The sequence below is a fragment of the Pseudoalteromonas sp. 23_GOM-1509m genome (assembly GCF_000518425.1).
GTDB classification, from domain to species: domain Bacteria; phylum Pseudomonadota; class Gammaproteobacteria; order Enterobacterales; family Alteromonadaceae; genus Pseudoalteromonas; species Pseudoalteromonas tetraodonis.
In genome coordinates, this window is record NZ_KI912433.1 from 95,632 (window position 1) to 119,451 (window position 23,820).

Consider the following 23,820-nt stretch of genomic DNA (forward strand, 5'->3'; position numbering starts at 1 on the left):
AAAGATGTTAATTAGTCTTAATAAAACTAACTTGGCATCGCTTAAATAATATTATTTTAAGTTAAACCAGCCAGTAATTGAGTATCTTGCAGCACGAGCAAATGGAGTTACATAAGAAACAGAATGTGGTAATTGCACATCAAAAAGGGATAAAACATTACTTTTGGGCATAAACGTCTCTGTCAGCATTCCATCCATTTCATAAAAATGTAACAAACCACCCCAGTCTGGGTGCCACTGTGGTGTAAAACCAAAAACAAAAGCGATTGCTCTTTGCTTTGTAGGGAGTACATCATTATGTCGTGTCAAAAAATTTCCTGGTACATAGCGTGTTAATTGCACACTTGCACTTTTTAAACCCTTTACACCTGTAACATCACTAATCAATTTTAAAACTTCTTGGCCATTAAGATAATTAAATAGCTCCTTTAGTAACTCATCTTTTTCATTCTGAGTTATTTCATATCGCCCATAAAAAAAGCCAACCCCTTTACTCGCATTTTCATAAATAGTCTGCTGAAGCGCTCTCATTTTATTGGGAGACATATTTTTTAATTCATCATCTGATGATTGAATGTATTGGCCATTTAAAGAATATGCATTCAAATAAGGAATATTGTGTTTTAATTTTTCTGTAATTTTAGAAAAACCATCAAACTCTAAAACACTATCAACCATAATTCTCTTATTTTTAGAGTATTCCCTATGTAAATTAACTACATCAATATTTTTATTTAGTTGAATCATAAATATTCCAAAAATAAAAAAGCCACTAAAAAGTGGCTTTTAAATAAAGTTTAAGTTTCTAAGTTATTAGAACTTAATTGTAGCTCGTACATATACAAAGCGATCCATATTAACGTCGTACTCTGTAACAGAGAAGTTGTTAGTTGAGATTGCAAAGTCATTGTTAGTGTATTCACGAGAAGGTTCTTTCGCGAATAAGTTCTCAATACCTACACTAATTTTAGTGTTGTAAGCGTCTAGCGCATAACCTACAGATACATCATGTACAAAGTAAGAACCAATGTAATCAGCCATACCTGGGTAATTTTCTGCGCCGTAAGCTATGTCATAGTAGTTTTGCATACGGTCAACATAACGTGTTTGCCAATGCGCATCAAAGTCACCTTGAGACCAATCTAGAGCAAATGTGCCTTTATATTCAGGATAACCAGCATCACCATACTGTACGCCTACTTGATCTTCGCCATCGAACTCGTTAGTCATTACATAAGACAAATCAAGAGATGTTCTGAAGCTACCGTACTCAGTATCAAACTTGTATGCAGTATAAAAATCTATACCTTCAACATTGTAGGTACCTGAGTTTTGTAGGAAGTTACGTAAATCAACGATATTACCGTTAGCATCACGGTCAATGTAATCACAAGAAGATGCATTACTTCCTGAAGTACATTCGTTCAATATACGATTAGAACCGTAACGACCAATTGAGTTTTCAACTTCGATATCGTAGTAATCGATTGTGAATTCTAAACCATCAACATAGCTTGGGTTATAAACAATACCAAACGTTTTAGATTCTGATTCTTCTGGTTGTAAATCTGGAGAAGAAACGCGAGTTTCACGGATCTGTGTATTAGCTTGCGTGTAACCATTTGGTACGCCAGCACAACCAGGTAGGCTTGGAACAACACCTTCTACAGAGTTACACGGGTCTGTTAATGTAGGGTATGCATCTGCATTACCTGCATATAAGTCAGAGATTGAAGGAGCTCGGTAACCTTCAGCCCAAGTACCACGAAGAAGTAAATCATCCATTGGACGGTATTCAACACCAACTTTAGCTGTAGAGTTGCTACCATATGCGCTGTGGTCAGAGAATCTAATTGCTGGTGCAATAGTTAAACCATCAAATACTGGAATTGAAAGTTCTACATAAGCTTCATCTAAGCGGAAGCCACCTGAAGTTGCATCACGTTGGTTACCTGAAGTTTCACCACTTTGAGTTAGTGGATCAGGCGTATCGTAACCTGACTCTTCACGACGTTCAAAGCCAACGGCCATACCTACAACACCTGCAGGTAACTCAAATGCATCACCAGCAAAGTTTACTGTGTAATCTTTAAGTTCTAAACCTTCACGAGAAACACTGTCAAATGTTACAAAATCAACCATATCTTCTGTAATTGAGCCAGCACCACCAAATAGGTTAAGTGGTACACAAGAAGTAGATGCATTACAGTTGTCACCTAATGCTTGGTTTATACGAGTAAGGTTAAGTAGACCTGTTGTTAAAACGTCTTGGCTATTCTTACCATAAATGTAAGAAGCATCCCAAACCCAAGATGTATCACCAATACCGCCCTCTAAACCAACCATTGCACGGTAAGTAGTATCATTTTGTCTGTAAATACGGTTACCAGCTTCTACAAAACGACGTTGACCAGCAAATGGGATATAACCTTCTACACCTGAGCGAGAAGCATCACCATACAGTGTTTCACCAAATGGGTTGTAGATATTATTTTCGTGGATGTCTACTCGGCTAGCTGCTGCACCAAAAGATGCACCAATTGTTAATGGCATCGCTGCAAGTAGCTGTGAAGATTTACGGTTAGTCATCATGAAATCTGATACGAAACGAACGTCATCACTTAAGTCATAAAAAGCTTGAACATAAAAACTGTTACGCTCTTGTGGCGTTGCAAGGTAGTTTTCAGGCGCGTAGTTGTAAACATCACCAGCTCGGTCACGGAATGAATCTAAACCTACAGCTGAACCTGCGCCATTAGGAACTAAATCAAAACCAGCGTTTGACTTACCAGCGTTGTTTTCAGTGTAACCTTGAGCAAGTAAGCTATCACGAAGTTCAGGGCTGATTGCACTTGAAGTAAGACGTAAACGGCCTTTTTCAGTTGTAGAGCTGTTACCCATAGAAGAAATATCGCGATCACCTGCCCAAATTTCTTGTTGAGTTACATGGCTAGCATTAAACATTAAGCCACCGCGGTCTGAAGTAGTACCAACAGTGATGTCTGCAGAATACTGGCGACCATCGTTGTACTTTAAGTTTTCACCACCGTATACAGAAACCTCAACACCTTCAAAATCTTTACGAGTGATGATATTTACAACACCAGCAATAGCATCAGAACCGTAGATAGCAGAAGCGCCGTCTTTAACAACTTCAACACGTTCAATCGCTGACGATGGGATTGTGTTTAAATCAACTGTAGAACCTAAAGATGAAACCCAGCGCTTACCATTTACTAATACAAGAAGACGTTGTGCGCCTAAGTTACGTAAATCCATGTTTGTTGCGCCAGTACCACCGTTATTAAAGGCAGTATTAAGTGCAGCACCCGCAGCTGGAATTTGTTGAAGAATGTCACCGATGCTTAATTGACCACTAACATTTAAATCATCACGGCTAAGAACTAAAACCGGGCTAGCACTTTCTAAATCAGTACGCTTGATGCGTGAACCTGTAACTTGAATACGTTCAACTTTTTCTGCGCCTTCTTCTGCAGCAAATGAACTTGCTGAGAAAGCAGCAGTAGAAGCTGCACCAAAAGCGATCGCTAAGCGAACTGCTTTTGAAACTTTGTTATTTAACATTTGATTCTCCCTAGAATACTATTTGTTTTTGTATTTTTTTGATCACACCTTGTTAATTAATTTGTGATCACGCTTCAGATGATAATACTTCAAACACAACGCGGTCAACATTAAATTAACCTTAAAAGCACTTTGCATGACTTTTCATTATCATTTTTGGCGGTATTTTATTAGTTTTTTAAATTAATTTATGGATACGATTTAGAAACAAACTTGAGAATTAAAAACAACATCATGGTAACCAATTGATTTTTATGAGTTTGAATAAATTATTTTTTAAATTACGCTTTGTATTCTTTTTAGATAAAATTGTAACCAAGGCCACAATTGTTAATTTACCTTTAAATTTTTTATTCACCTTTGAAGTTTATAGGCGAATAATTAACTATAAAAGACTTTTTAAGCTCATAGTTAAGCTAAAACAACGAGGCTTGTGTAGATTCAGATGCTGTGTTTAATGCGCTTAATATCATTTGCGCAACAGGGTCGAGCTGTCTTTGAATGTACAGTGGATAGTTCAGTATGTTTTTACCGTTATAAAGTTCAGCGCCGGTTACTGCGTAAACATATTCAATCACCTGCCCGCGTTTTATTTCAAACTCAGGATGATTCGCTTTGTATTTTTTAACAGCTTGAACATGAGGAGGAATATTTTTGATGTAATCGTTAAGGTGCTGCCCTAACCGCTTTCTATATACTAATTTACGGTCGAACTCACCATTATAAAGTTTTTGAGTGTAGCTATTTATAATATCGTGCAGTTGCTGTATTTCGAAGTTGTCAGTAAATAACGTCTCAAATAATTCGGTTTGAAATTCTTGTGCAAATTCAGTCCAGTCACTACGTACCGTTTCCATACCTTTAAATACCAGTTTTTTTTCATTATTTTTGGTTACTTGCCCTACATATCGCTTTTTAGAGCCTGTTTTTTTACCTCGTATAGTTGGCATAAAAAACGGACTGTAATGAGTTTCAAATTCAATTTCTAAATAACTTTGTAAATCATAGCGTTGTTTTAAATCAGCTTGCCACATGGTATTAATATGATGAACAAGTTGGCAGCCAATTTCGTTACACTCCTGAGGGCTTTTATCTTCGCAAAGTTTTACAAACGTAGAGTCGGTATCACCATATATCACCTCAAAGCCTTGCACTTCTATCCATTTACGGGTTGTTTGCATTATCTCATGGCCACGTAACGTGATAGAACTCGATAAACGCGGGTCGTAAAACCGACAACCCTTAGAGCCGAGTACGCCATATAAACTATTCATAATAATTTTAATCGCTTGCGAGAGCATAGGTTGATTAGTGTCTTTTGCCTCTTGCCGTGTTTGGGTGAGGTGGGCAATTAATTTGGGGAGATGGTGCTGCGTTCTTGAGAATAACGCCTGATTAAATCCTTCAACCGCATGCTCTGGTGCATTTAACCCTGCGATTAAACCTAGCGGGTCAATACAAAACGTACGCATAATTGAAGGGTATAGGCTTTTAAAATCCAATACCAAAACGTTTTTATACAGCCCTGGGGTCGACTCCATCACATAGCCACCAGGGCTCTCAAATGAGAGCCCATGATCACCTAAGTTGGGGGCAACATAACCACTGCGATGTAATAACGGTAAATATAAGTTTGTAAATGCGGCAACCGAGCCACCCATGCGTTCCAGTTCGAGCCCTGTTATTTGGGTTCTGACAATGGCAAATTCAAATAGCTTTAATTTTTCGAAAATTTGATTAACCAAAATACAATCTTGACGATTATAAGCCGCTAGAGAAAGCTTATCTTCGTTAAATTGACGAACAATTTCAGTTAGTCGGTTGTCGGTTTTTATTAATTTAGATTCGTTAAGCACACGCTCTGCAACATTGGCTAATGAAAAGCTGTCAAATCGGTAAGTGGCATTTTTTAATGTATCAATGCCATCAATGACGCACCGCCCAGGAAGCGTTAATCGGGTGTAATGGCCTTTATTAATATACAAAGGTTGATTATCTCTGCCAAAGTTAAGGGTAAGTCCTAACGCCTCTGCGCGTTCTTGCAATAAACTAAAGTCAAAATCAATAACATTCCAACCAATAATAACATCAGGATCGTTATTTATAATATACTGCTGCAACTTGGTAAGCAGGTTAATTTCGTCATAGCACCAGTCTATTTCAAATGTCGAATCACTTTGCTGCGGCTCCCCTATCATCAATACGCAATCTAGGCCATTTCCCACAAGTGCTACACTAAATAACACCCCATCGCCATTACATTCTATATCCAAAGAAATAGATGTAAGCGTTGGCGTGTAATCTTTGTTTGCTTTTAACTTTGCGTCACTAATTTCAATAAAGCCATTTTTAGCTGTGGCGTTACCCGTTACCCACACACCTCCTTTAATAAAGCGCTCCATTAAAAAGCGGTCACTGTGGCGTACATCGGCTTCGTAAATAGGCATTGCTTGCTCTAAAAGAGCGCGTGCAGTATATAAACTTTTTATATCGTTAAAGTAACAGGCAACACATTCGTTGCCACTAAAATGACACAACTCAACCTTATTAAACTGCGCTTTTATATTTGCCTGTGCGAGTAAAGTATTTGCAGTATGTTGCGCTGACAATGGGATGAAAAACAGCGCTTGCTGGTTTTCAATAATAACTTTAAGTGGGCCATGATCAGAGCTTAGCCAATAACACAAAGTAATACCTTGCGTATTTTTAGCGCTGTATTGTTGCCTTGATAAAATAAAGCCCTGATAGATTGCTTGTGTCAATGTTCGATCCCACTTAATATATACACTGTAATTATATACATATTTTAGGTTAATCATCACATGCTATCGAGCTCACTTAAAAAAACAATTAGACAAGTACACCAGCATGTTGCAAATAACCTAACCGATTACCGCCCTCGCAGTAGTCAAAACTATTTAGTTGCTGAAATCGCCAAAACATTAGCCGGTGAATACCATAAAAAACAACGTATTTGTGTTATTGAAGCAGGCACAGGCACCGGAAAGTCATTAGCTTACTGCCTAGGCGCTCTGCCACTGGCATTAGCACAAAAAAAGAAACTGGTTATTTCTACGGCTACTGTGGCTTTGCAAGAGCAGTTAATCGCTAAAGAACTGCCGTTTTTTAAAAAGCACTCAGGACTCGATTTTAAATTTGATTTAGTCAAAGGTCGCCAACGTTATATTTGTGCACACAAACTTCATAATGCACTAAACAGCGATAGCCAAACTCAAATGGAGTTTATGCCTACCCTTACATCGCCATTAAGCGATATGGAAACTAAGTGCTTAAAGCAACTTTACGATGCCTATATCAATAAAAAATGGCAAGGTGATAGAGACAGCTGGGCCGATACCATTCCTGATAGAGTATGGGGGCTCATTGCTTGCGATAAGCATGCTTGCCAACGCCAGATGAAAGCACACCAAACATGTCCTTTTCAACTCGCCCGCCAGCAGTTAATGCAAATGGATGTATTGGTTATAAACCATTCGTTACTGTTAGCCGATTTAGACTTAGGGGGCGGAAAAATTTTACCCGAGCCCGACAACACCATTTATGTAATCGATGAAGCGCACCACCTTGCACATATTACCCGCGACTTTTCATCTGCCGCCGCCACAATAAAAGGCACGATAGATTGGCTCGACAAACTTACTAAATTCAGTGGCAAAATGGCCAAAGTGTTAGTGGGTCAAAAAGGTATTGGGCAAAACTTTAAGTTATGCGATAGCGTTAACGATGCTAACAAAGATTTAAAAGTGGTGCGGGATATACTCGACAACGCCGATTTTGAATATTCAAAAGACGATACCTATCGCTTTGAACATGGTGAAATCCCTAAATCGTTACACGCTAAGGCAAAAGATATTAGCGAAGCCACGCTTGATGCATTACGGTGTTTAAATAAAATGCACGACACCCTCACCCAAGATGTAAGCGACGGTGATATTAAACCTTATGTTGCCGACCCTATTCTGGCTGAAAGCGGGCAATACATAAACCGATTAGAGCAACTTAATAAATTATGGTTTAGTTACGCCACTAAAGGCGAAGGCACGCCGCATGCCCGTTGGATAAAACGGCTTGAATATAAAAGCCATCATGATCACCTGCTTAGCGACTGCCCTATTGAAGTCGGTTACTATTTAAAAGATAAGCTATGGAACGAATGTGCTGGAGCCGTGTTATGTTCAGCTACCTTGAGCGCACTCGGTTCATTTGATCATTTTGCCTATGAAAGCGGCCTTGCCAAAGAGGAAGGGGTGAAATTTATTAAAGTCCCCTCTCCGTTTGACTACCCAAAACAAGCCACTTTACGCATTCCGGCCTCAAGTATAGAGCCAACAGATAAAGAGTTTAGCGATCATATTGCTAAAACATTACCCGAGTATCTAAACACTAAAAAAGCCAACTTAGTGTTATTTGCCTCTTACTGGCAAATGGACCATGTAAGTAAGTTTCTTAGAACAAAAGGATTTAACTTATTAGTACAAGGTGAAATGTCACGAGAAGCTTTACTCAAATTACATACTAAAAATATTGATGAAGGCAAGGGCAGTATTTTATTTGGTACCCAAAGTCTTTCTGAAGGGCTTGATTTACCTGGGAAGTATTTAGAAAACCTGATTATTACCAAAATTCCGTTTGCGGTGCCCACCTCGCCTATCGAAGAAGCGCAAGCAGAGTTTGTGCAAAGTAAAGGCGGTAATCCGTTTTTATCGATAACCGTGCCAGACGCAGCAAAGAAATTGGTACAAAGCTGTGGTAGACTGCTGCGTAAAGAAAGTGATGCAGGCACAATAACTATTTTAGATAGACGCCTAGTCACCAAACGATATGGCAAAGCCATGCTTGACACCTTACCACCTTTTAAAAGACAAATAGATTACTGATGTTTGAACTTGCACTCGACCCAACAACTTGGGCTATTTTATGTGGCGTTGCACTTTTAGCTGGCTTTATTGATGCTATTGCTGGCGGCGGTGGATTACTCACTGTACCAGCACTGTTAACGGCAGGATTACCTCCTCATTTAACGCTTGGCACTAATAAATTGGCCGCCAGTTTTGGCTCGTTAACGGCCAGTATCACCTATTATAAAAAACAACTATTTAACCCACGATTTTGGTTTGCTTCTATTATGGCTACCGCCATAGGTGCTTTGTTAGGCACACTTATTGTTGATCATTTAAGTATCGAGTTTTTAAATAAGCTCTTACCCATTATTATTATTTTAGTGGCTTGCTACAGCTTGTTTGGTAATTTAAGTACCACACAAAGTGATGATCTGCCTAAATTAACCCGCACAATAAAAGTAAAACAGTGGCTACAAGGATTAAGCCTAGGTTTTTTTGATGGTTTAGCTGGGCCTGGAACGGGAACTTTTTGGACTGCCTCAAACGGTATGCTTTATAAAATGAGTTTGCTACTCAATTGTGGTTTGGCGCGTTCAATGAATTTTGTTTCTAACTTCATCTCGCTGATCACCTTTGTTGCACTTGGCCATGTTAACTTTTTACTGGGAATTACAATGGGCTTCTTTATCATGCTTGGTGCATGGTTTGGCGCACATTCAGCGATTCGTTTTGGTAGTAAATTTATTCGCCCAGTATTTAATACTATGGTTATACTTTTAGCATTAAAACTAATTTACGAGGCATACTTTTAAGATGCAACTTGCCGCTTTAGATAAACTACGCCAACAAGTTGCTACGCTTAAGCAACAAGCTGAGCAATTTGATAAAGCAAAGCTCTTTTCTAAAAACCGGTATATGCAGGCACAGCCAAGCTTATTTGACAGAGCCGTATTTAGCACCAAAAGCATGAACTTGGTTGATTACGTAGTAGAAATAGAAGATGAAATAGCCAGCCTACCACCGAGCGATCACCGCCATGCCTACACTTACGCACTTGAGCGCATTGCTAGTCAGGTACAAGCGGTCTTTAATGTAATTAAATCGACCCCTATTTGGGTGAAAGAAAACAAAAGTCATTATAAGCCTCGTGCCAAACAGCCTATTTACAAACAAGCAGTGCAAAAAATCATGCAATCATCCCATGAGTTATATGATGAGCTTAAACAAAACCATGAGTTTGAGCGCCGCCTGGTATTAATGATTGAAGAGCGTAAGTTACAAATGGAAAAAGCATCACCTGCGCAAGCACAAAAACTTAATCAAGAAATTTTAACCACTCATGCACGACTCGGCCGTTGCAGAAAAGCAATTTCTGCCACCGAAGACAAAATTCAACAAGTAGAAAAACAACAGCTACGCTAATGCAGCTTTATTATCACTATCTGTACTCGCAATTAGAGTTACCTGAACGCCATCGCTTTCCAATTAAAAAGTATCAGCAGCTCAAGCATGAAGTTGAATTTTTAGGCTACACCCAATTTATATCACCTTCGCCAGCAACAACAGCGCAATTGAAATTGTGTCATAGCTCAGAGTACATCGCTGATTTTTTAAATGGCTCGTTAACTGACAAAGCGGTTAAGAAAATGGGATTTCCTCACTCTCCTGAACTTGTTGAGCGAACACTTTACTCTGTTGGTGCCAGCATTCAAGCCGCTGAAAGTGCAATTAAAAGTGGTTTAGCGGCTAATTTAAGTGGCGGTTATCATCATGCTTACAGCAATTACGGCAGTGGCTTTTGTATTTTTAATGATTTAGCCATTGCTGCAGCCCACCTTATTGCAACGGAGCAAGCCGACACCGTATTAATATTTGATTGTGACGTGCATCAAGGTGACGGCACAGCACAAATAACCCAACAGCACGAGCAGATAATTAGTTGTTCAATTCACTGTGAACAAAACTTTCCTCGGCAAAAACAGCACTCAAACTACGACTTTGGCTTACCTGCAAACACCACAGATGCAGAGTATTTAACAACACTAGAGCAAGCTCTTGAGTTATGTGTTCGCCTCCACCAGCCCGATATTATTTTATATAATGCGGGCGCCGATATTTATACCAAAGACGAACTTGGCTTATTTAATGTTTCTTTGGCTGGCGTATACGCGCGTGACTTTGCCGTTCTTAACTTTTGTAAGCAGCGAAACATCCCGCTTATGTGCGCTTTAGGTGGTGGTTATCAGCGTAACATCAATGATTTAGTCAGTGTCCATAAACAACTATTTAAAGCGGCTCTCGATTTATAACAATCCTTGGTATAGACTCATTAAAGACAATAACAAAGAGTGACTGGAATATGCGATTAGATGACGACATACACAATTTTTACGAAAAACTCGTTTTAGAAGAAATAGAAAAACGTAAACTTAATGAGCGTTACAACGACGATGTAATGGCTGACTTTTGCTGTACCGTACTCAATCAATTACCCCCACGTTATATTCGATACGATGTAGATATGGCATTTTATTTAACTCAAACAGATCGTTTAGATATGCAGCAACGCGTTGAACTTGCTATTAATTTTGCGATTGATCAGATTGCTAAAAAGAAAGATATTAATGAGTAACCCGCTAGAAGACGCCCCTACACACGTAAAACTGGCTGTTGATTTAATTATGATATTAGAGCAACACGACGTAGAGCCCGAAGAAGTATTAAAAGCGCTCGATATCGTAAAAAGTGACTTTGAGAAAAAGCTAGTTAGTAACTAGCTTTACTCTATTGTTTGTATTTCATGAACGGTGACAATACCATCGTGTTTATTACAATCAATTTTAATTTCGCCGAATGTTCGTCTCGGTGATGTTGACCTACGGCAGGTCATGTTTTGAGCTTTAACACCAAACTGCTCAATATAAACGGCAACAATTGCATCTATTTCTTGCTTCTCTTCTGTTGTCGCAGCGGCATAAAAAGTATCATATTGTTGTGACCAATTTTCAACGCCTGCTTCTGCAGCAACACCCAACCACCCCATACCAAGCTTAGTTGATTGCTCTAAATATTGCCCTTTTAAAAACATAAACGCTAGGGTGTATTGTGCACTTTTATAGCCCAATGCAGCGGGCTCTTCTAAATAGTTAAAAGCCTCTTCAAACTCCCCTTTTCTGTATGCCTTAACACCATTATATTCTTTTTTCTTCATGGTATTATCGCTGTAAAGACTTATTGGTGACGAATTACAGCCAGTTATTAAAGCCACCAATACCAGCAAAGTGGCACTCAATCGTTGATGATTCATTATTATCCTTAATTTATTATTTTTTTTGCTCAGAAACATAACCACTTTTAAAGCATCTGCCCTAAAACCTGTTAACATAAATTTAATATTATCATGGGATTGCAAAGCTTACAGCGATTATTTTTATAAGCGCAGTTTTAATCGCCCATTAAAAATAGATAAACCTATTTTTTTAATACCCTGTATTTATACACAAGGTACTTTACTTTACGCACAATGCATTTAACTGACGTAAATCTATCACTGACTGTCCGTTTGCTGAACCAATAATAATAACTGCGCGGCCGCTTTGGCATCGTCTAATGCACGGTGATGATTGGTTAAGTCTAAATTAAAGTGTGCAGATAAATTTCCCAGCGAATACGACTTTAATCCCTTAAATGCTTTGCGTGATTCAACGACTGTACACAGTTTTGGCATTTTAAAATTAATTCCCACCCTCTCAAGCTCTTTTTTAATAAAGCCATAATCAAAATTAACATTATGCGCCACAAAAATACTACCCGAAATTTTATCCAATAAAGTCGAAGCAATGTCGCTAAGTATAGGCGCATCACTTACCATGGCGTCGTTAATACCGGTTAGTTTGGTAATAAAACGAGGGATGGGTCGCTCTGGGTTTATCAATGTGGTCCATGTATCAACTATTTCGCCCTGCTTTACTTTAACAATACCAATTTCGGTAATGCGGTTACCGCCTTTGAGGCCTCCTGTAGTTTCAATATCTACCACACTATAAATACGGTTAGGGTCTACATACCACTTCACCGCTGCAATATTGACTTTAAAACCACTGTTTTTTAAATTATCGATGCTCACTAGCTGGTTTCTTTTAAGCTTGTCTCCGGGCGCTTTTACCTCCTCAAAATGAACTGCGCTGTTATCAACAATCATTAAATCGGGGTAACCATCTTTTAATTGTCGGTAGTTTTTTGCCATGTTTTTTAAATGGCTTAATAGCGCATTTATCGGGCTGTTTAAAATAAGCATCTCTAATGGCTTTAATACATCTTTGTGCCATCTAAATAAGCCATTTGGTTGCTCATAATACTTCGCTGCATGGTTACACACTAAACGCAGCAATTTTTGGGTACTATTACACGCAGCCAGCCGCGCCTCTACTTGCGAGGATTGATTTAAATAAAATGTATCTGTTTTTAAGGCTTGCGGATAAATATCAAATTCGTTGCAGGGGGGGGTTGGGGTTTCAATAAAAAGTTCCTGCCAAAAAACCAGCGCAAATAAGCTTTGCCACAAGGTATTCTCAGTATAAAAAACCTGCTTGCCTTGACGAGTGTAGTGATCACTTACACCTAACTCAACATCGCCACGGTAAAGTTCATCAACTTCTATAATACAGCGTGTACTGGCTAACATTTCACTAAGCCGTGAGCGTGTTTGCTTGTTAAATTTGCGCATTAAAAAGTCATCCGCAAAGTACAGTAACTCATCGGTGAGCGGATTTTCTATAATTTTCTCAAGTTGCGCCTTTACCCATTCTTTATTGCCTAAACTATATTGCTCTCTTATTTGAATTTCTAGTGCGTGCGCATCGTCTTCGCAGGCATTAAGTACATCAAACGCTAATACAGGGTTAGTTGTTTTTAGTTGCTTATAAAGTATGACCAATAACTTATTCTTTAGCTCTCGAGCTACAACCCCTACTGCTAATTCATTTATTAACTGTTTTGCTAACGTCTCATTTTCATTGTCATCTTTCGCGTTTTTAACGGCTAACCGAAAACGGTTTAACACATAGTTAGATTGCGCTTCCTCAATTGAGTCAAAGCGAGACAAACTTTCATGATGTCCTTGCCTAACAGGAGTTACCCCTAAATCTCTTAGTACAAACCGATTTTGATGATTAACATCACCGGCACTGAGCCTGCCAATATACAAAAATTCAAAATACTGGTAACACTCATCTCTATTATTGATCACATACTGATTATACAAATGCGAAAGACGCTCTGGCTTAGATTCAAAAAATGAAATAGCGACTTCAACTAAACAACTTTTAGCTGCACTTTTTTTAAATAATGGTGGCTGCTCTTGTTGAGCTAGCAACTCAATTAAGGCCGGCTTTGTTAGATGACTAAGCAGTTGCTTAGCGTCTGTTTGTGAGGGTTCATATACTAATCCGGCTGTTTTTAAATTAAAAAGTGCCTGATAAGGCGAAATAATCTCTTCATAATTTAATGACTGAGTTTGCACTAAATAAGGCTTACGAGAATAAATACGTGCTAGCATGCATTGGCTTTGCTCGTCGAGGGTGTTTATTTTATTAATAAATGTAATGTGCTTTTGCTCAAGTAAATGCATACATTTATCGCTCACAAAGCCTATTAGCTCTTTAAAATGTGCCAAATAATATTTTGCTGGTAACTCTTTTCTCATAAAAACCGCCAATACTGTATATAAAAACAGTATAATTATTTGAGCGCTTTTAGCAACCCAATTAGGAGTTAATAGCCTTTTAGAATTTAAATTGATTCAATCTCGGGCGCTTTAATTTCAGCGAGGTTTGTTACCTAATAAACTAAGTTAAAACCGAGCACCCTTTTTATACCCTGGCCCTTATCTTCACCTGTGTAGATAGCAGAACCCTTCAAGCAGTGCGTGTTTAACATTAACGAAGCGTTAGTACCTATTTACGGGCATTCACATGGCAAAAGATCTATTTTGCTTAAAAACCAAACACACTGCTGAAACTTCAATCTCAAAAGATAAACAGACCCTCGCGCAACTCAATTAATTTATTTATGCATACGTATTACTATTGAAATATCTTTTTTAGCGTGATTACTCTGTGCTAAGGTTGCCCGCAAATTATTAGTGGTACCTTAACTTCATTACACATAATAAAAATTAGGATTGAACAACATGACAACACAGCATGCAACTAAAGGTGAGCAAAGCGCAGCGGCAAAGTGCTCACTTTTATACGTTATTTTTATATCGGCTGTTGCCGCCATTGGTGGCTTTTTATTTGGTTTTGATTCAGGCGTTATAAATGGCACTGTATCGGCATTAGGTAATACATTTAACTCAAGCAGTGTAGCAACAGGGTTTAATGTTGCCTCTGTTTTACTTGGTTGTGCGCTGGGTGCTTTAGCTGCTGGCCCATTAGCTGACAAATTTGGCCGTCGCGCTATTATGATTGTCACTGCACTTATATTTGCTATCAGTGCATTTGGCTCTGGTATTGCTGATAGCTCAGCTGAGTTTATTTTTTACCGCTTATTTGGTGGATTAGGCATAGGTGCAGCCTCTGTTTTAGCGCCTGCTTATATAGCAGAAGTAGCACCAGCAAGTTTGCGTGGTCGCTTAGCGACATTGCAACAACTCGCTATTGTTCTTGGCTTATTTGCAGCCTTTTTAAGTAACTACCTAATTGCTAACGCTGCTGGCGGTGCCGAGGGTATTTTATTGTTAGACTTAGCTGCATGGCGCTGGATGTTTTGGGCTGAACTGGTTCCTGCAGGCTTATTTTTAATTGGGGTCTTGTTTATTCCTGAGTCACCGCGTTACTTAGTCGCACAAGGCAAGCTTAAACACGCTAAAACTGTATTTAATAAAATTTCAAACGATGATGCTGATGCGCAAATCAATGACGTAAAGCAGTCTCTGAAAAGCGATAAAAAACCAAGTATTCGCGATTTATTTATCGATGGCAGTAAAAAGGTACACCCTATTGTTTGGGTGGGTGTAGCTTTATCAGTTTTCCAACAATTTGTTGGTATTAACGTGGTATTTTATTACGGTTCAGAGCTTTGGCAAGCCGCTGGTTTTGATGAATCACAATCACTGTTTATAAACGTGCTTGCGGGTACCACTAATATTTTGTCTACTTTTATTGCCATTGCTTTAGTTGATAAAGTGGGACGTAAGCCATTGTTACTGGTAGGTAGTATAGGTATGTTTATTAGTTTAAGTGCACTTACCTACACCTTTGGCAGTGCAGGCCTTGATGAAGCGGGCAAGTTAGCACTTAGTGAAAATATGGGTACCTTTGCTTTAATAATGGCTAACCTGTTTGTGGTATTTTTTGGTTTAAGCTGGGGCCCTATTGTATGGGTACTGCTTGGCGAAATGTTTAATAACCGCATCCGTGGTGCAGCGCTTGCAGTTGCTGCTAGTGCGCAGTGGATAGCTAACTTTGCTATTACTATGACCTTCCCTATCATGCTAGGTAGTATTGGTTTAGCAGGCGCCTATGGTTTTTATACCCTCTCGGCGTTTATTAGTGTGTTCTTTGTGGTTAAATACATTAAAGAGACACGCGGTATGAAATTAGAGTCAATGTAATTACTTGGCTGGAGTAAAATAGCGCATAATAATGCTGTTTTACTCCAGCGTATTTAATCCTCCTTTGTAAGCCCTTTCATTTACCTGTTCCTCATCCACAAACAATATGCTTTTTTAGTATATATAATCTTTTAAAGTTCTTTTTTGGAATATAAAAAGTTAGCTATTGTTCGCCAACTTTCTCTACTTAGTCTCAATTTAAATGAAAAAACAGTTATTCTCAGGCCTTGTTTTCACCTCTGCGTTAAGCACATTTAATGTATTTGCAACGAATGGCTATTTTACTCATGGCTACGGTATGACTCACAAAGGCATGGCAGGTGCTGGTGTAGCGTTATCAGAAGAATTAATGTCGGGTGCAAATAACCCGGCTGCTTTTTCAGCTAATGGCACGCAAATGTCGGTAGGCATAGAATTATTTGCTCCTGAGCGTAACTACACCGCTGCAAAGGTCGATGAATACTTTCCCAATGCACTGTATTTGGACGCAACCACCAAAAAAAGTGATAACAGCTTATTTGCAATTCCCGAATTTGCTATTGGCCATCAACTAAATGAGCGCATTAATATTGGCCTATTAGTTTACGGTAACGGCGGAATGAACACAGAATATGTGGCTGATTCTGCCCCTCAAGGCACATTTTATGGCGGCACCACCGGTGTTGACTTAAAGCAGTTATTTGTCAGCCCAACCATGAGCTATCAATTAAATGAACAAATACGCCTAGGTGTATCTGCTATTTATGTAGTGCAACAATTTGAAGCACAAGGTTTGGCAAATTTTGCCGCCTTTTCACAAAAGCCAGAGGCGCTGTCTAATAATGGCGTTGATACCAGCACAGGCATTGGAATGCAACTTGGGATCAGCCACATTATTAACTCGTCATTTAGCTGGGGCGCCAGTTACCGTTCATCAGTGTCTATGGATGAATTTGACCGTTACAGCGGCCTGTTTGCAGAGCAAGGCGGGTTTGATTTACCAAGCTCTATTCAGCTCGGTATCGCTTGGCAGTTTTTACCATCGCACCAAGTGGTGTTTGATTGGCAAAAAATAAATTACAGTGAAGTAAAAAGTATCGCCAACCCTATTACTAATTTAATGTCAGCGCCACTAGGGGCTGAAGCCGGAGCAGGCTTTGGTTGGCACGATATGAGTATTTATAAACTGGGTTATCAATGGCAACGCACTGAGCAACAAAAAATTAGGTTTGGTGCTTCTTATACTGAGCAACCCATTCCATCATCTGACATTTTATTTAATATTTTAGCGCCCGGTGTGCAAGAATGGCATTTTACAGCAGGCATTAGTCATGCGCTTAGTGACGCGGTGCAATTTAACGCAATGGCTTTTTATTCACCCTCTAAAAATGTAACAGGTGCAAACTACTTAGCGCCTGATCAACAACTATCAATTTCAATGGAACAATCAGGATTGGGTGTATCCCTTGCTTGGAGGATTTAAACGATGACAACCGAATTCACCCCACTAACTGGGGCTATTGGCGGTGGTTTAATTGGTCTAGCCTGCGCGTTATTACTGGTTTTATTTGGTAAAGTAGCGGGAATTTCAGGGCTTATAAAATCAATTTTTAATCCACTGGCAGCAGCTTCTCGTTGGAAACTGTGTTTTGTGATGGGGTTATTACTAGCAGGTGTATTTATACAATTATTTGCCCCTGAGCTGTTAGTAGGCGAATTAAACTTATCGCCTTGGATGATTATTATTGCAGGGCTTTTGGTCGGTGCGGGGACCACGTTAGCGAATGGCTGCACCAGTGGTCACGGCGTATGTGGTATGTCTCGCTTTTCGGCCCGTTCATGGGTATCAACCTGTACGTTTATGGCAATCGCCATTATCACCGCTAATTTAGTAGGGTAAATCATGCACGCAATTATTACGCTTATTTTAGGGTTTGTATTTGGTTTGGGACTAATTATTAGTGGCATGACCAACCCAGATAAAGTGCTTAACTTTCTAACTTTTAATCAGCAATGGGACGGTAGCTTAATTATTGTTATGGCTGTTGCAATGACCATTATGATGGGCGCATGGTTTTGGATGTCTAAAAAAAGCACGCCGGTGTTTAACGACAAACTAAGCCTTAGCGATTTAAAAAAGGTCGATACGCGGTTAATTACTGGCTCTATTTTATTTGGTTTAGGTTGGGGCTTAAGCGGCGTCTGCCCGGGCCCCGGGCTTGTACAACTGGTATCACTTAAAACAGAGTTTTGGCTATTTTTTGCTTCCGTACTTGGCGGTATGTGGCTGACCAAAAAAGTATAATATGAGTCGCCGAGCACGCCTCGGCCACTTAGCATACTAACCGTGATCTATGTTGTGTGCTCTTCAGCTGCTGCTCAACTGAGTATATTACCAATCACTGTATATAAATCATCGCTATTAATGGGTTTGGCTATAAAGTCATCCATACCAACAATTAAACAGCGCTGCTTATCTTCCTCATAAGCATTTGCAGTGATCGCCACTATAGGTACTCGTAAGCCGGTTTTAATTTCAGTGGTTCTAATCGCGCGAGTGCATTCATAGCCATCCATGTTCGGCATTTGGCAATCCATTAAAATCAAATCAAACGACTGACTCTTCAATACTTCAAGCGCCTTTAAGCCATCTTCAGCCATTGTTAAACTCGCTTTAGTAGGCTCAAGCATTTTTGCAATCACCTGTCGGTTAATCGCATTATCCTCTACCAACAGTATGCGTTTATCCAAAAGATTTGGCTGCGAAGCTGTTTTTTTAGGTAACTTTGAGGGAGCGTCTGCTGATTCTGGCGCACTAATACTAAAGGTGAACGTACTACCTTTACCCTCTTCACTGTGTAAATGAATTTCACCGTCCATCATTTTTATTAGCTTTTGAGAAATAGCCAGCCCCAGCCCTGTTCCGCCATACTTACGAGCAACGCCCACATCAGCTTGAGTAAACTCACTAAATAATAATGACTGCTGTGCCTTTGCAATACCAATACCGCTATCTTCAACGCTAACCTGAAGTTTATTATCGTTATAATCGAACGATAATCGCACAAAGCCTTGCTCTGTAAATTTATACGCATTAGAGAGTAAATTAATAATCACCTGATTTAAGCGTAATTCATCAACACTAATGTACAGTGGTAAATTTGTGGTTTGAATTATGCTAAATTCTACTTCTTTAGTACTAACAATCGGCGTAAATAAAGAGCGTATATTTTCGATAAATGGAGCGACCTGCGTGGGTCTACTATTTAGCTCCATGGCATTTGCTTCAATTTTAGAAAAATCTAAAATATCGTTAAGAATATCAAGCAAATTTTTTGCGCTTTTTTGCTGCGTGAGCAACAACTCTTTTTGTTCATTACTTAAAGACTGATCTCGAAGCAAAACCTCTCCCATACCTAATATGCCATTCATAGGTGTGCGAAGTTCGTGACTCATATTAGCTAAAAATTGTGACTTAGCGATATTTGCTTCATTAGCGAGTTTAACGGCTTGTGTTAGCTCAGTTGTTTGTTCTGCTACTTTATCTGCGAGTTGCTGATTAAATTGACTAAGTTGTTTATTAAGGTCTTCATTTTTTACATTAGAGGCTTGCAAACTTTTGATTGAATGCTGAAGTGCATTGCCCAACATTTCAAATTGTTGCTGTAATTGCAGTATTTCGTACCAACTAGAGTCTGTATTAAATACGTGTTTTTTAGTTTTACTAAAGCTGTTGATTAAATTAGTTAACTCTATGATGGGTTTAACCAGCAAATGGGTGAATTTATAAATAAATAATACCACCAGTGCAATAGAAAATAGCCCCAGTAACATAGTGGGCAACCAAGCAGCCACTACCACCAAGCTTAAATATTTACGATTGTAGAGCGATATAACCTGCCACCCTGTAGTGTCGTCAACATACTGATTTGTATGGTACACCTCGTTATCGTTTGAGCGAAAAAGCTGATTACCACTAAAACGTTGGATACTAAGATCCTGCTGCTTAAAATCAGTCAGCACCGTAAACTGACTTAACGAGCTAAATACTACTTTTTTATCGGCATCAAGAACAAGTAAATCCCCTTTATACTCAAATAAATTGGGAATAAACCGCTCTAACTGATCTAGCTTGAGCGACCCCTCAACTACACCATAAAACTCATCATTTTTATAAATGGGAGCCGAAAGCGCAACAATAGGTTGATCGCCTAATCCTCTGCCTTGAAAAACGCCACTGCTGTAGCCTAAGGGGAACTGCTGAGCCTCAGCGAAATAGGGACGATCATTAACATAACGCTGACTCTGACTTAAACCACTGAGCAATTCACTGGGTATACTTTTCTCAACATAACCTTCGGAGCTCGCATACAGACTAGTTGCAAAACCAGGGTATAAAGCCATTAGCCGCTCAAGCTGCTGCTGTATTGGTGCTCCGGCACTCATTGCATCACTGGTTATTACCATTGCATTTTTATGAAACAACAAATAGTCACTAAGCTGGGCACTGATCGAGCGTGATTTTTCTTTAAGTTGCGTATTTACTTCGTATTCTAAGCGCGAGTAATGCTGATTAACCAAAAAGACACTGGTGATCAAAACCACCAAAACAATAATGATACTGACAACATAACTTAATATACGGGCCAGAGGCTGCCCTTGATAAGCCCGGCTTGCGTGGGGAACAAACACACTCACTAAGTCGACCAAAGCTAACGCTATCATGGCATTGATAAAGTATTTTGAGGCAGCCACAACAAGCGTGAGCCAAGGCAGGCCTATAACAAAGTGACCCAAAGCCCACACCAGTGGTAAGCCGACTAAAAACCAAAACACTGCGCCTAAAGGAAGTATTGGCTTAGAACGCTTTAAGCAAAAGGTATAAAGCCAAAACAGCTCAAGCACATAAACAATACTGGTCCAGCTATGCCCCCAGCGATAAAATAAAAAACCAGTGACAATAGTTAAACTAAGGAGGGAATAACGAAGCCCAGCAAACACTAAACTGAGTATTACAAACGTCTGACCAAATAAAAATTCAGAGCTATCAAAAAAATACAGAGGTAAAAGGTTAGCGCATCCCCCCAAAAGCCCTAATAATATAGCAAGCGCCCACTTATTCCTCTGAGACGTCATATTGACCCTTAATAGCTTATTTAACACCTGCGGCGTAAAGTATAATCACGAGTTTTAATTATTGCTCACTCATTAGCTATTGTCTATAAAGGTAAAAATTTAGCTAAGTGGGTATGATCTAGAATTAGTGTATGAATAATATAAATAAGAAATATTGAAAAATGGAATTTTAATACACCCAAATGAGGAATTTGGGTGGCAGTCTTACCAGCCACATCTCGGCACACACGTCACAAACTGTGGCTGCTCCCTTCCGGGCCTGACCAGGTTCGCCTGCTAGTGTTGCGAGAGGACCAATAAGACTACCATTGAGGGCCTTGGTTGGCGCGATTGAGATTATCTCTACTTTTACTCTGTTATTCAAGGGATAATCAAAAAAGAAAGTGCGATTGCATACTTCATATACAATCGCAGGGTATTTAGTTATTAAAGCGGTTATTAATTACTCTCTAACTGCGCTTTTATATTACGTAGCGCTGCTTTTACCTTTTTCATGTTCTCTGGGCCCATGCGTAAAAGTTGTTTTTGTGCAGCGGGTAATTGCTCCCACTCAGAAAACGCATACTGATAAGTAACCGAGTCACGCAATAAAGGTAAGCTGCCTTTTGGCTCTGGAGTATCAAGTAGCAAGTCAATGGCATCTTCAAGTGTTTGTGTAAACTCATCATCGCCATAGCCAATTTCAGTGTATGCACTGTTGATTAGCGGTTTATATTCTTCATATAAACGAACAGCTTGTGCGGCACTCATACTTGTTAGTACTTTTACATATGGGGTGTAGCGTTCATAGCTATTAGGATCAATGGTTAAAATATCGCCTTCGTTTACGCTAAAACCTTCTTCTAACTTTACAACTGGGGTATGTTTCTTAGCTACCTTACCTTTTGCTAAGTTATCGATAAACACCACACCACGACGAATAACATCATCGTTTAACACTAGGCTCATTGCCGCATCGCCTAAGTATTCATCTAATTTTGCAACCACGACAGGATCACTGTCATTTAATGTTGGTAAAGGCACAACCTCAGACTCTGGCTCAACGTCTGGGCGCTGTGTTGGCACTGCTAACTCTTCAGGTTTTTCTGGCTTAACCGATGGTGCACCGACCACTGGGTCGTTTTCAGGTTTTAGCTCCATAACGGGTTGCTCTTTTATGGGTTCTTCAACCTGCATAACTGTTTCTGGGGCTTCGCTTGGTTTTAATAATACAAACGCGGCGGCAATAATAATGATTAATAAAATAACCCCTGCGAAGATAAGGTTGTTATTCGGTGGACGTTTTTGAACATCTGATTCTGATGGTTTATCTGACATACGAACTCCATAAATATAAAAATGCGATACTGTTTAGAGTACTCTAAACAGGTTTAATTCATAACTTACACTAATATTTATTAATGTAGCTAATGTATCCTTTGATTCTTCTAGCTTAAAGACTTACAGTAAATAAATAAAGTAAAGACAGCGAACAGTTTAAATACCTAACATGAAAATTAAGCAAGTCGATCCTAGTAAACCTAAAATTGCCTTATTACTAACAGGTGGTGGTGCCCGAGCGGCTTATCAAGTGGGTGTTTTGAAAGCGTTAGCGCAAAGTATGCCCAGAACCGCCCCGCTGCCCTTTAGAGTGATAAATGGCACCTCTGCCGGTGCAATTAATTCTGCGGCCTTAGCATGTTACGCCTCATGTATGCATTTAGCGGTAAGAAAACTAGAAACAGTATGGAAAAACTTTTCAACTTCGATGGTATATAAAAGCGACTTTTTAAGTGTGTTTGGTCATATTACCCGTAATATTTTAACCAGTTTCCAGTCAGAGCATATAAACCATCCACCAGCAAGCTTGTTAAATAACCGACCACTTAGAAAACTGTTAAACGATATACTAGATTTACATCGTATTGAGCGTAATTTACACCGTGACTATTTAGAGGCGCTGTCTATCACTGCATCCAGTTATACTACTGGCGATTCTGTTGCTTTTTTTCAGTCAAATACGCAGCATTCTTGGCAACGAGCCAAGCGCGAAGGACGCGCTACTCGTATCAATGTTGAACACCTAATGGCCTCAAGTGCCATTCCTATGGTGTTTCCAAGTGTGAATATTTATAACCATTACTTTGGCGATGGCTCAATACATCAGCTTTCACCTTTAAGCCCCTCTATTCACTTAGGGGCAAATAAAATATTTATTATTGGGGTTGATCAACCCAAAGAGCCACACCCTCCAGGGTACTCTGCACATTTCCCGGGGCTTTCGGCCGTGGCAGGGCATTTACTCGACAGTGTATTTACCGACACCATGCAATCTGATTTAGAGCGCTTGGACAGAATAAACCGCACACTCGGTTTACTGCCCAATAAGCATAAGCATCAAGAATTGAAACAAATAGATAGCTTTATTATTAATCCATCGCAAAACTTCAATGCCATTGCCGCGCAGTATTACGATGATATGCCTTGGGCGATAAAAGTTTTATTACGTATGATCGGGGTAAAAAAGCGCTCTCAGTCGAGTTTGACCAGCTATTTGTTATTTGAAAAACGCTACACCCAGCATTTAATTCAAATCGGATACGACGATGGTATGAAACAACTCCCTGAAATCAGAAAGTTCTTAGAGCTAGAGTAAGCTTTTTT

The 23,820-nt window shown here is 39.4% G+C and carries 18 protein-coding genes and 1 other RNA gene; 11 read left to right on the plus strand and 8 right to left on the minus strand.

All coding sequences use genetic code 11. The annotated features are described in order from the left end of the window. Positions 1-51 precede the first annotated feature (51 nt). The 3 genes from N523_RS0113815 to N523_RS0113825 form a co-directional block, all read right to left on the minus strand. Positions 52-747: a 2OG-Fe(II) oxygenase gene (locus N523_RS0113815; protein WP_028834068.1), complete on the minus strand. Its 696-nt coding sequence runs from the start codon at positions 745-747 to the stop codon at positions 52-54. A 66-nt stretch (positions 748-813) separates the two neighbouring features. Next, entirely contained in the window at positions 814-3,585 is a 2,772-nt protein-coding gene (locus tag N523_RS0113820) for a TonB-dependent receptor plug domain-containing protein (protein ID WP_028834067.1), read from the minus strand. Between the two features lie 416 nt (positions 3,586-4,001). Then, the gene (locus N523_RS0113825) at positions 4,002-6,347 is read right to left on the minus strand and encodes a DNA polymerase II (protein ID WP_028834066.1); all 2,346 of its coding nucleotides are present in this window, start codon (positions 6,345-6,347) and stop codon (positions 4,002-4,004) included. A gap of 60 nt (positions 6,348-6,407) precedes the next feature. Here N523_RS0113825 and dinG point away from each other — a divergent pair, with 60 nt between their 5' ends. From dinG to N523_RS19395, 6 genes are read left to right on the plus strand one after another with little or no spacing between them, the layout of a single operon-like run. After that, positions 6,408-8,483, plus strand: a complete 2,076-nt coding sequence (gene dinG, locus N523_RS0113830; RefSeq protein ID WP_028834065.1) for an ATP-dependent DNA helicase DinG — start codon at positions 6,408-6,410, stop codon at positions 8,481-8,483. Beyond that, positions 8,483-9,259 (plus strand): TSUP family transporter, encoded by a 777-nt coding sequence (locus tag N523_RS0113835; RefSeq protein WP_016898974.1) that lies wholly within the window; start codon positions 8,483-8,485, stop codon positions 9,257-9,259. Before dinG ends, N523_RS0113835 begins: the two co-directional genes overlap by 1 nt. A gap of 1 nt (position 9,260) precedes the next feature. Then, positions 9,261-9,869 (plus strand): primosomal replication protein, encoded by a 609-nt coding sequence (locus N523_RS0113840; protein ID WP_028834064.1) that lies wholly within the window; start codon positions 9,261-9,263, stop codon positions 9,867-9,869. Continuing rightward, a complete protein-coding gene (locus tag N523_RS0113845; protein ID WP_028834063.1) occupies positions 9,869-10,756 on the plus strand; it encodes a histone deacetylase family protein in 888 nt (295 codons plus the stop codon). The genes N523_RS0113840 and N523_RS0113845 overlap by 1 nt, the downstream gene beginning before the upstream one ends. A 50-nt stretch (positions 10,757-10,806) precedes the next feature. After that, positions 10,807-11,079 (plus strand): late competence development ComFB family protein, encoded by a 273-nt coding sequence (locus tag N523_RS0113850; RefSeq protein WP_013465384.1) that lies wholly within the window; start codon positions 10,807-10,809, stop codon positions 11,077-11,079. After that, a complete protein-coding gene (locus N523_RS19395) occupies positions 11,072-11,224 on the plus strand; it encodes a YbaM family protein (protein ID WP_081745130.1) in 153 nt (50 codons plus the stop codon). The genes N523_RS0113850 and N523_RS19395 overlap by 8 nt, the downstream gene beginning before the upstream one ends. A gap of 2 nt (positions 11,225-11,226) precedes the next feature. Here the strand turns inward: N523_RS19395 and N523_RS0113860 are convergent, their stop codons facing one another. Together N523_RS0113860 and N523_RS0113865 are read right to left on the minus strand one after the other, a co-directional pair. Beyond that, on the minus strand, positions 11,227-11,754 hold the full coding sequence (locus tag N523_RS0113860) for a sel1 repeat family protein (RefSeq protein ID WP_028834062.1): 528 nt from the start codon (positions 11,752-11,754) through the stop codon (positions 11,227-11,229). A 240-nt stretch (positions 11,755-11,994) separates the two neighbouring features. Continuing rightward, on the minus strand, positions 11,995-14,151 hold the full coding sequence (locus N523_RS0113865) for an exonuclease domain-containing protein (RefSeq protein ID WP_028834061.1): 2,157 nt from the start codon (positions 14,149-14,151) through the stop codon (positions 11,995-11,997). A gap of 486 nt (positions 14,152-14,637) precedes the next feature. Between N523_RS0113865 and N523_RS0113870 the strand changes: the two genes are divergently transcribed. From N523_RS0113870 to N523_RS0113885, 4 genes are all read left to right on the plus strand, one after another. Continuing rightward, complete coding sequence (locus N523_RS0113870; RefSeq protein WP_013465388.1) at positions 14,638-16,062, plus strand: sugar porter family MFS transporter; 1,425 nt, start codon at positions 14,638-14,640, stop codon at positions 16,060-16,062. Positions 16,063-16,264: 202 nt separating this feature from the next. Continuing rightward, on the plus strand, positions 16,265-17,524 hold the full coding sequence (locus N523_RS0113875; RefSeq protein WP_028834060.1) for an OmpP1/FadL family transporter: 1,260 nt from the start codon (positions 16,265-16,267) through the stop codon (positions 17,522-17,524). Positions 17,525-17,527: 3 nt separating this feature from the next. Next, complete coding sequence (locus tag N523_RS0113880; protein WP_028834059.1) at positions 17,528-17,941, plus strand: YeeE/YedE family protein; 414 nt, start codon at positions 17,528-17,530, stop codon at positions 17,939-17,941. A 3-nt stretch (positions 17,942-17,944) separates the two neighbouring features. Then, positions 17,945-18,346 (plus strand): DUF6691 family protein, encoded by a 402-nt coding sequence (locus N523_RS0113885; RefSeq protein WP_028834058.1) that lies wholly within the window; start codon positions 17,945-17,947, stop codon positions 18,344-18,346. Between the two features lie 74 nt (positions 18,347-18,420). On the opposite strand, the gene N523_RS0113890 is transcribed toward N523_RS0113885, so the two are convergent. From N523_RS0113890 to N523_RS0113895, 3 genes are all read right to left on the minus strand, one after another. Beyond that, entirely contained in the window at positions 18,421-21,177 is a 2,757-nt protein-coding gene (locus N523_RS0113890) for a hybrid sensor histidine kinase/response regulator (RefSeq protein ID WP_028834057.1), read from the minus strand. A gap of 202 nt (positions 21,178-21,379) precedes the next feature. After that, positions 21,380-21,476: signal recognition particle sRNA small type (gene ffs / locus N523_RS19400), an RNA gene on the minus strand. Between the two features lie 139 nt (positions 21,477-21,615). Next, positions 21,616-22,494: a DUF3014 domain-containing protein gene (locus tag N523_RS0113895; RefSeq protein ID WP_016899296.1), complete on the minus strand. Its 879-nt coding sequence runs from the start codon at positions 22,492-22,494 to the stop codon at positions 21,616-21,618. 172 nt (positions 22,495-22,666) lie between these two features. On the opposite strand from N523_RS0113895, the gene N523_RS0113900 reads away from it, so the two are divergent. After that, on the plus strand, positions 22,667-23,812 hold the full coding sequence (locus N523_RS0113900) for a patatin-like phospholipase family protein (RefSeq protein ID WP_016899295.1): 1,146 nt from the start codon (positions 22,667-22,669) through the stop codon (positions 23,810-23,812). The last annotated feature ends 8 nt before the right edge of the window (positions 23,813-23,820 follow it).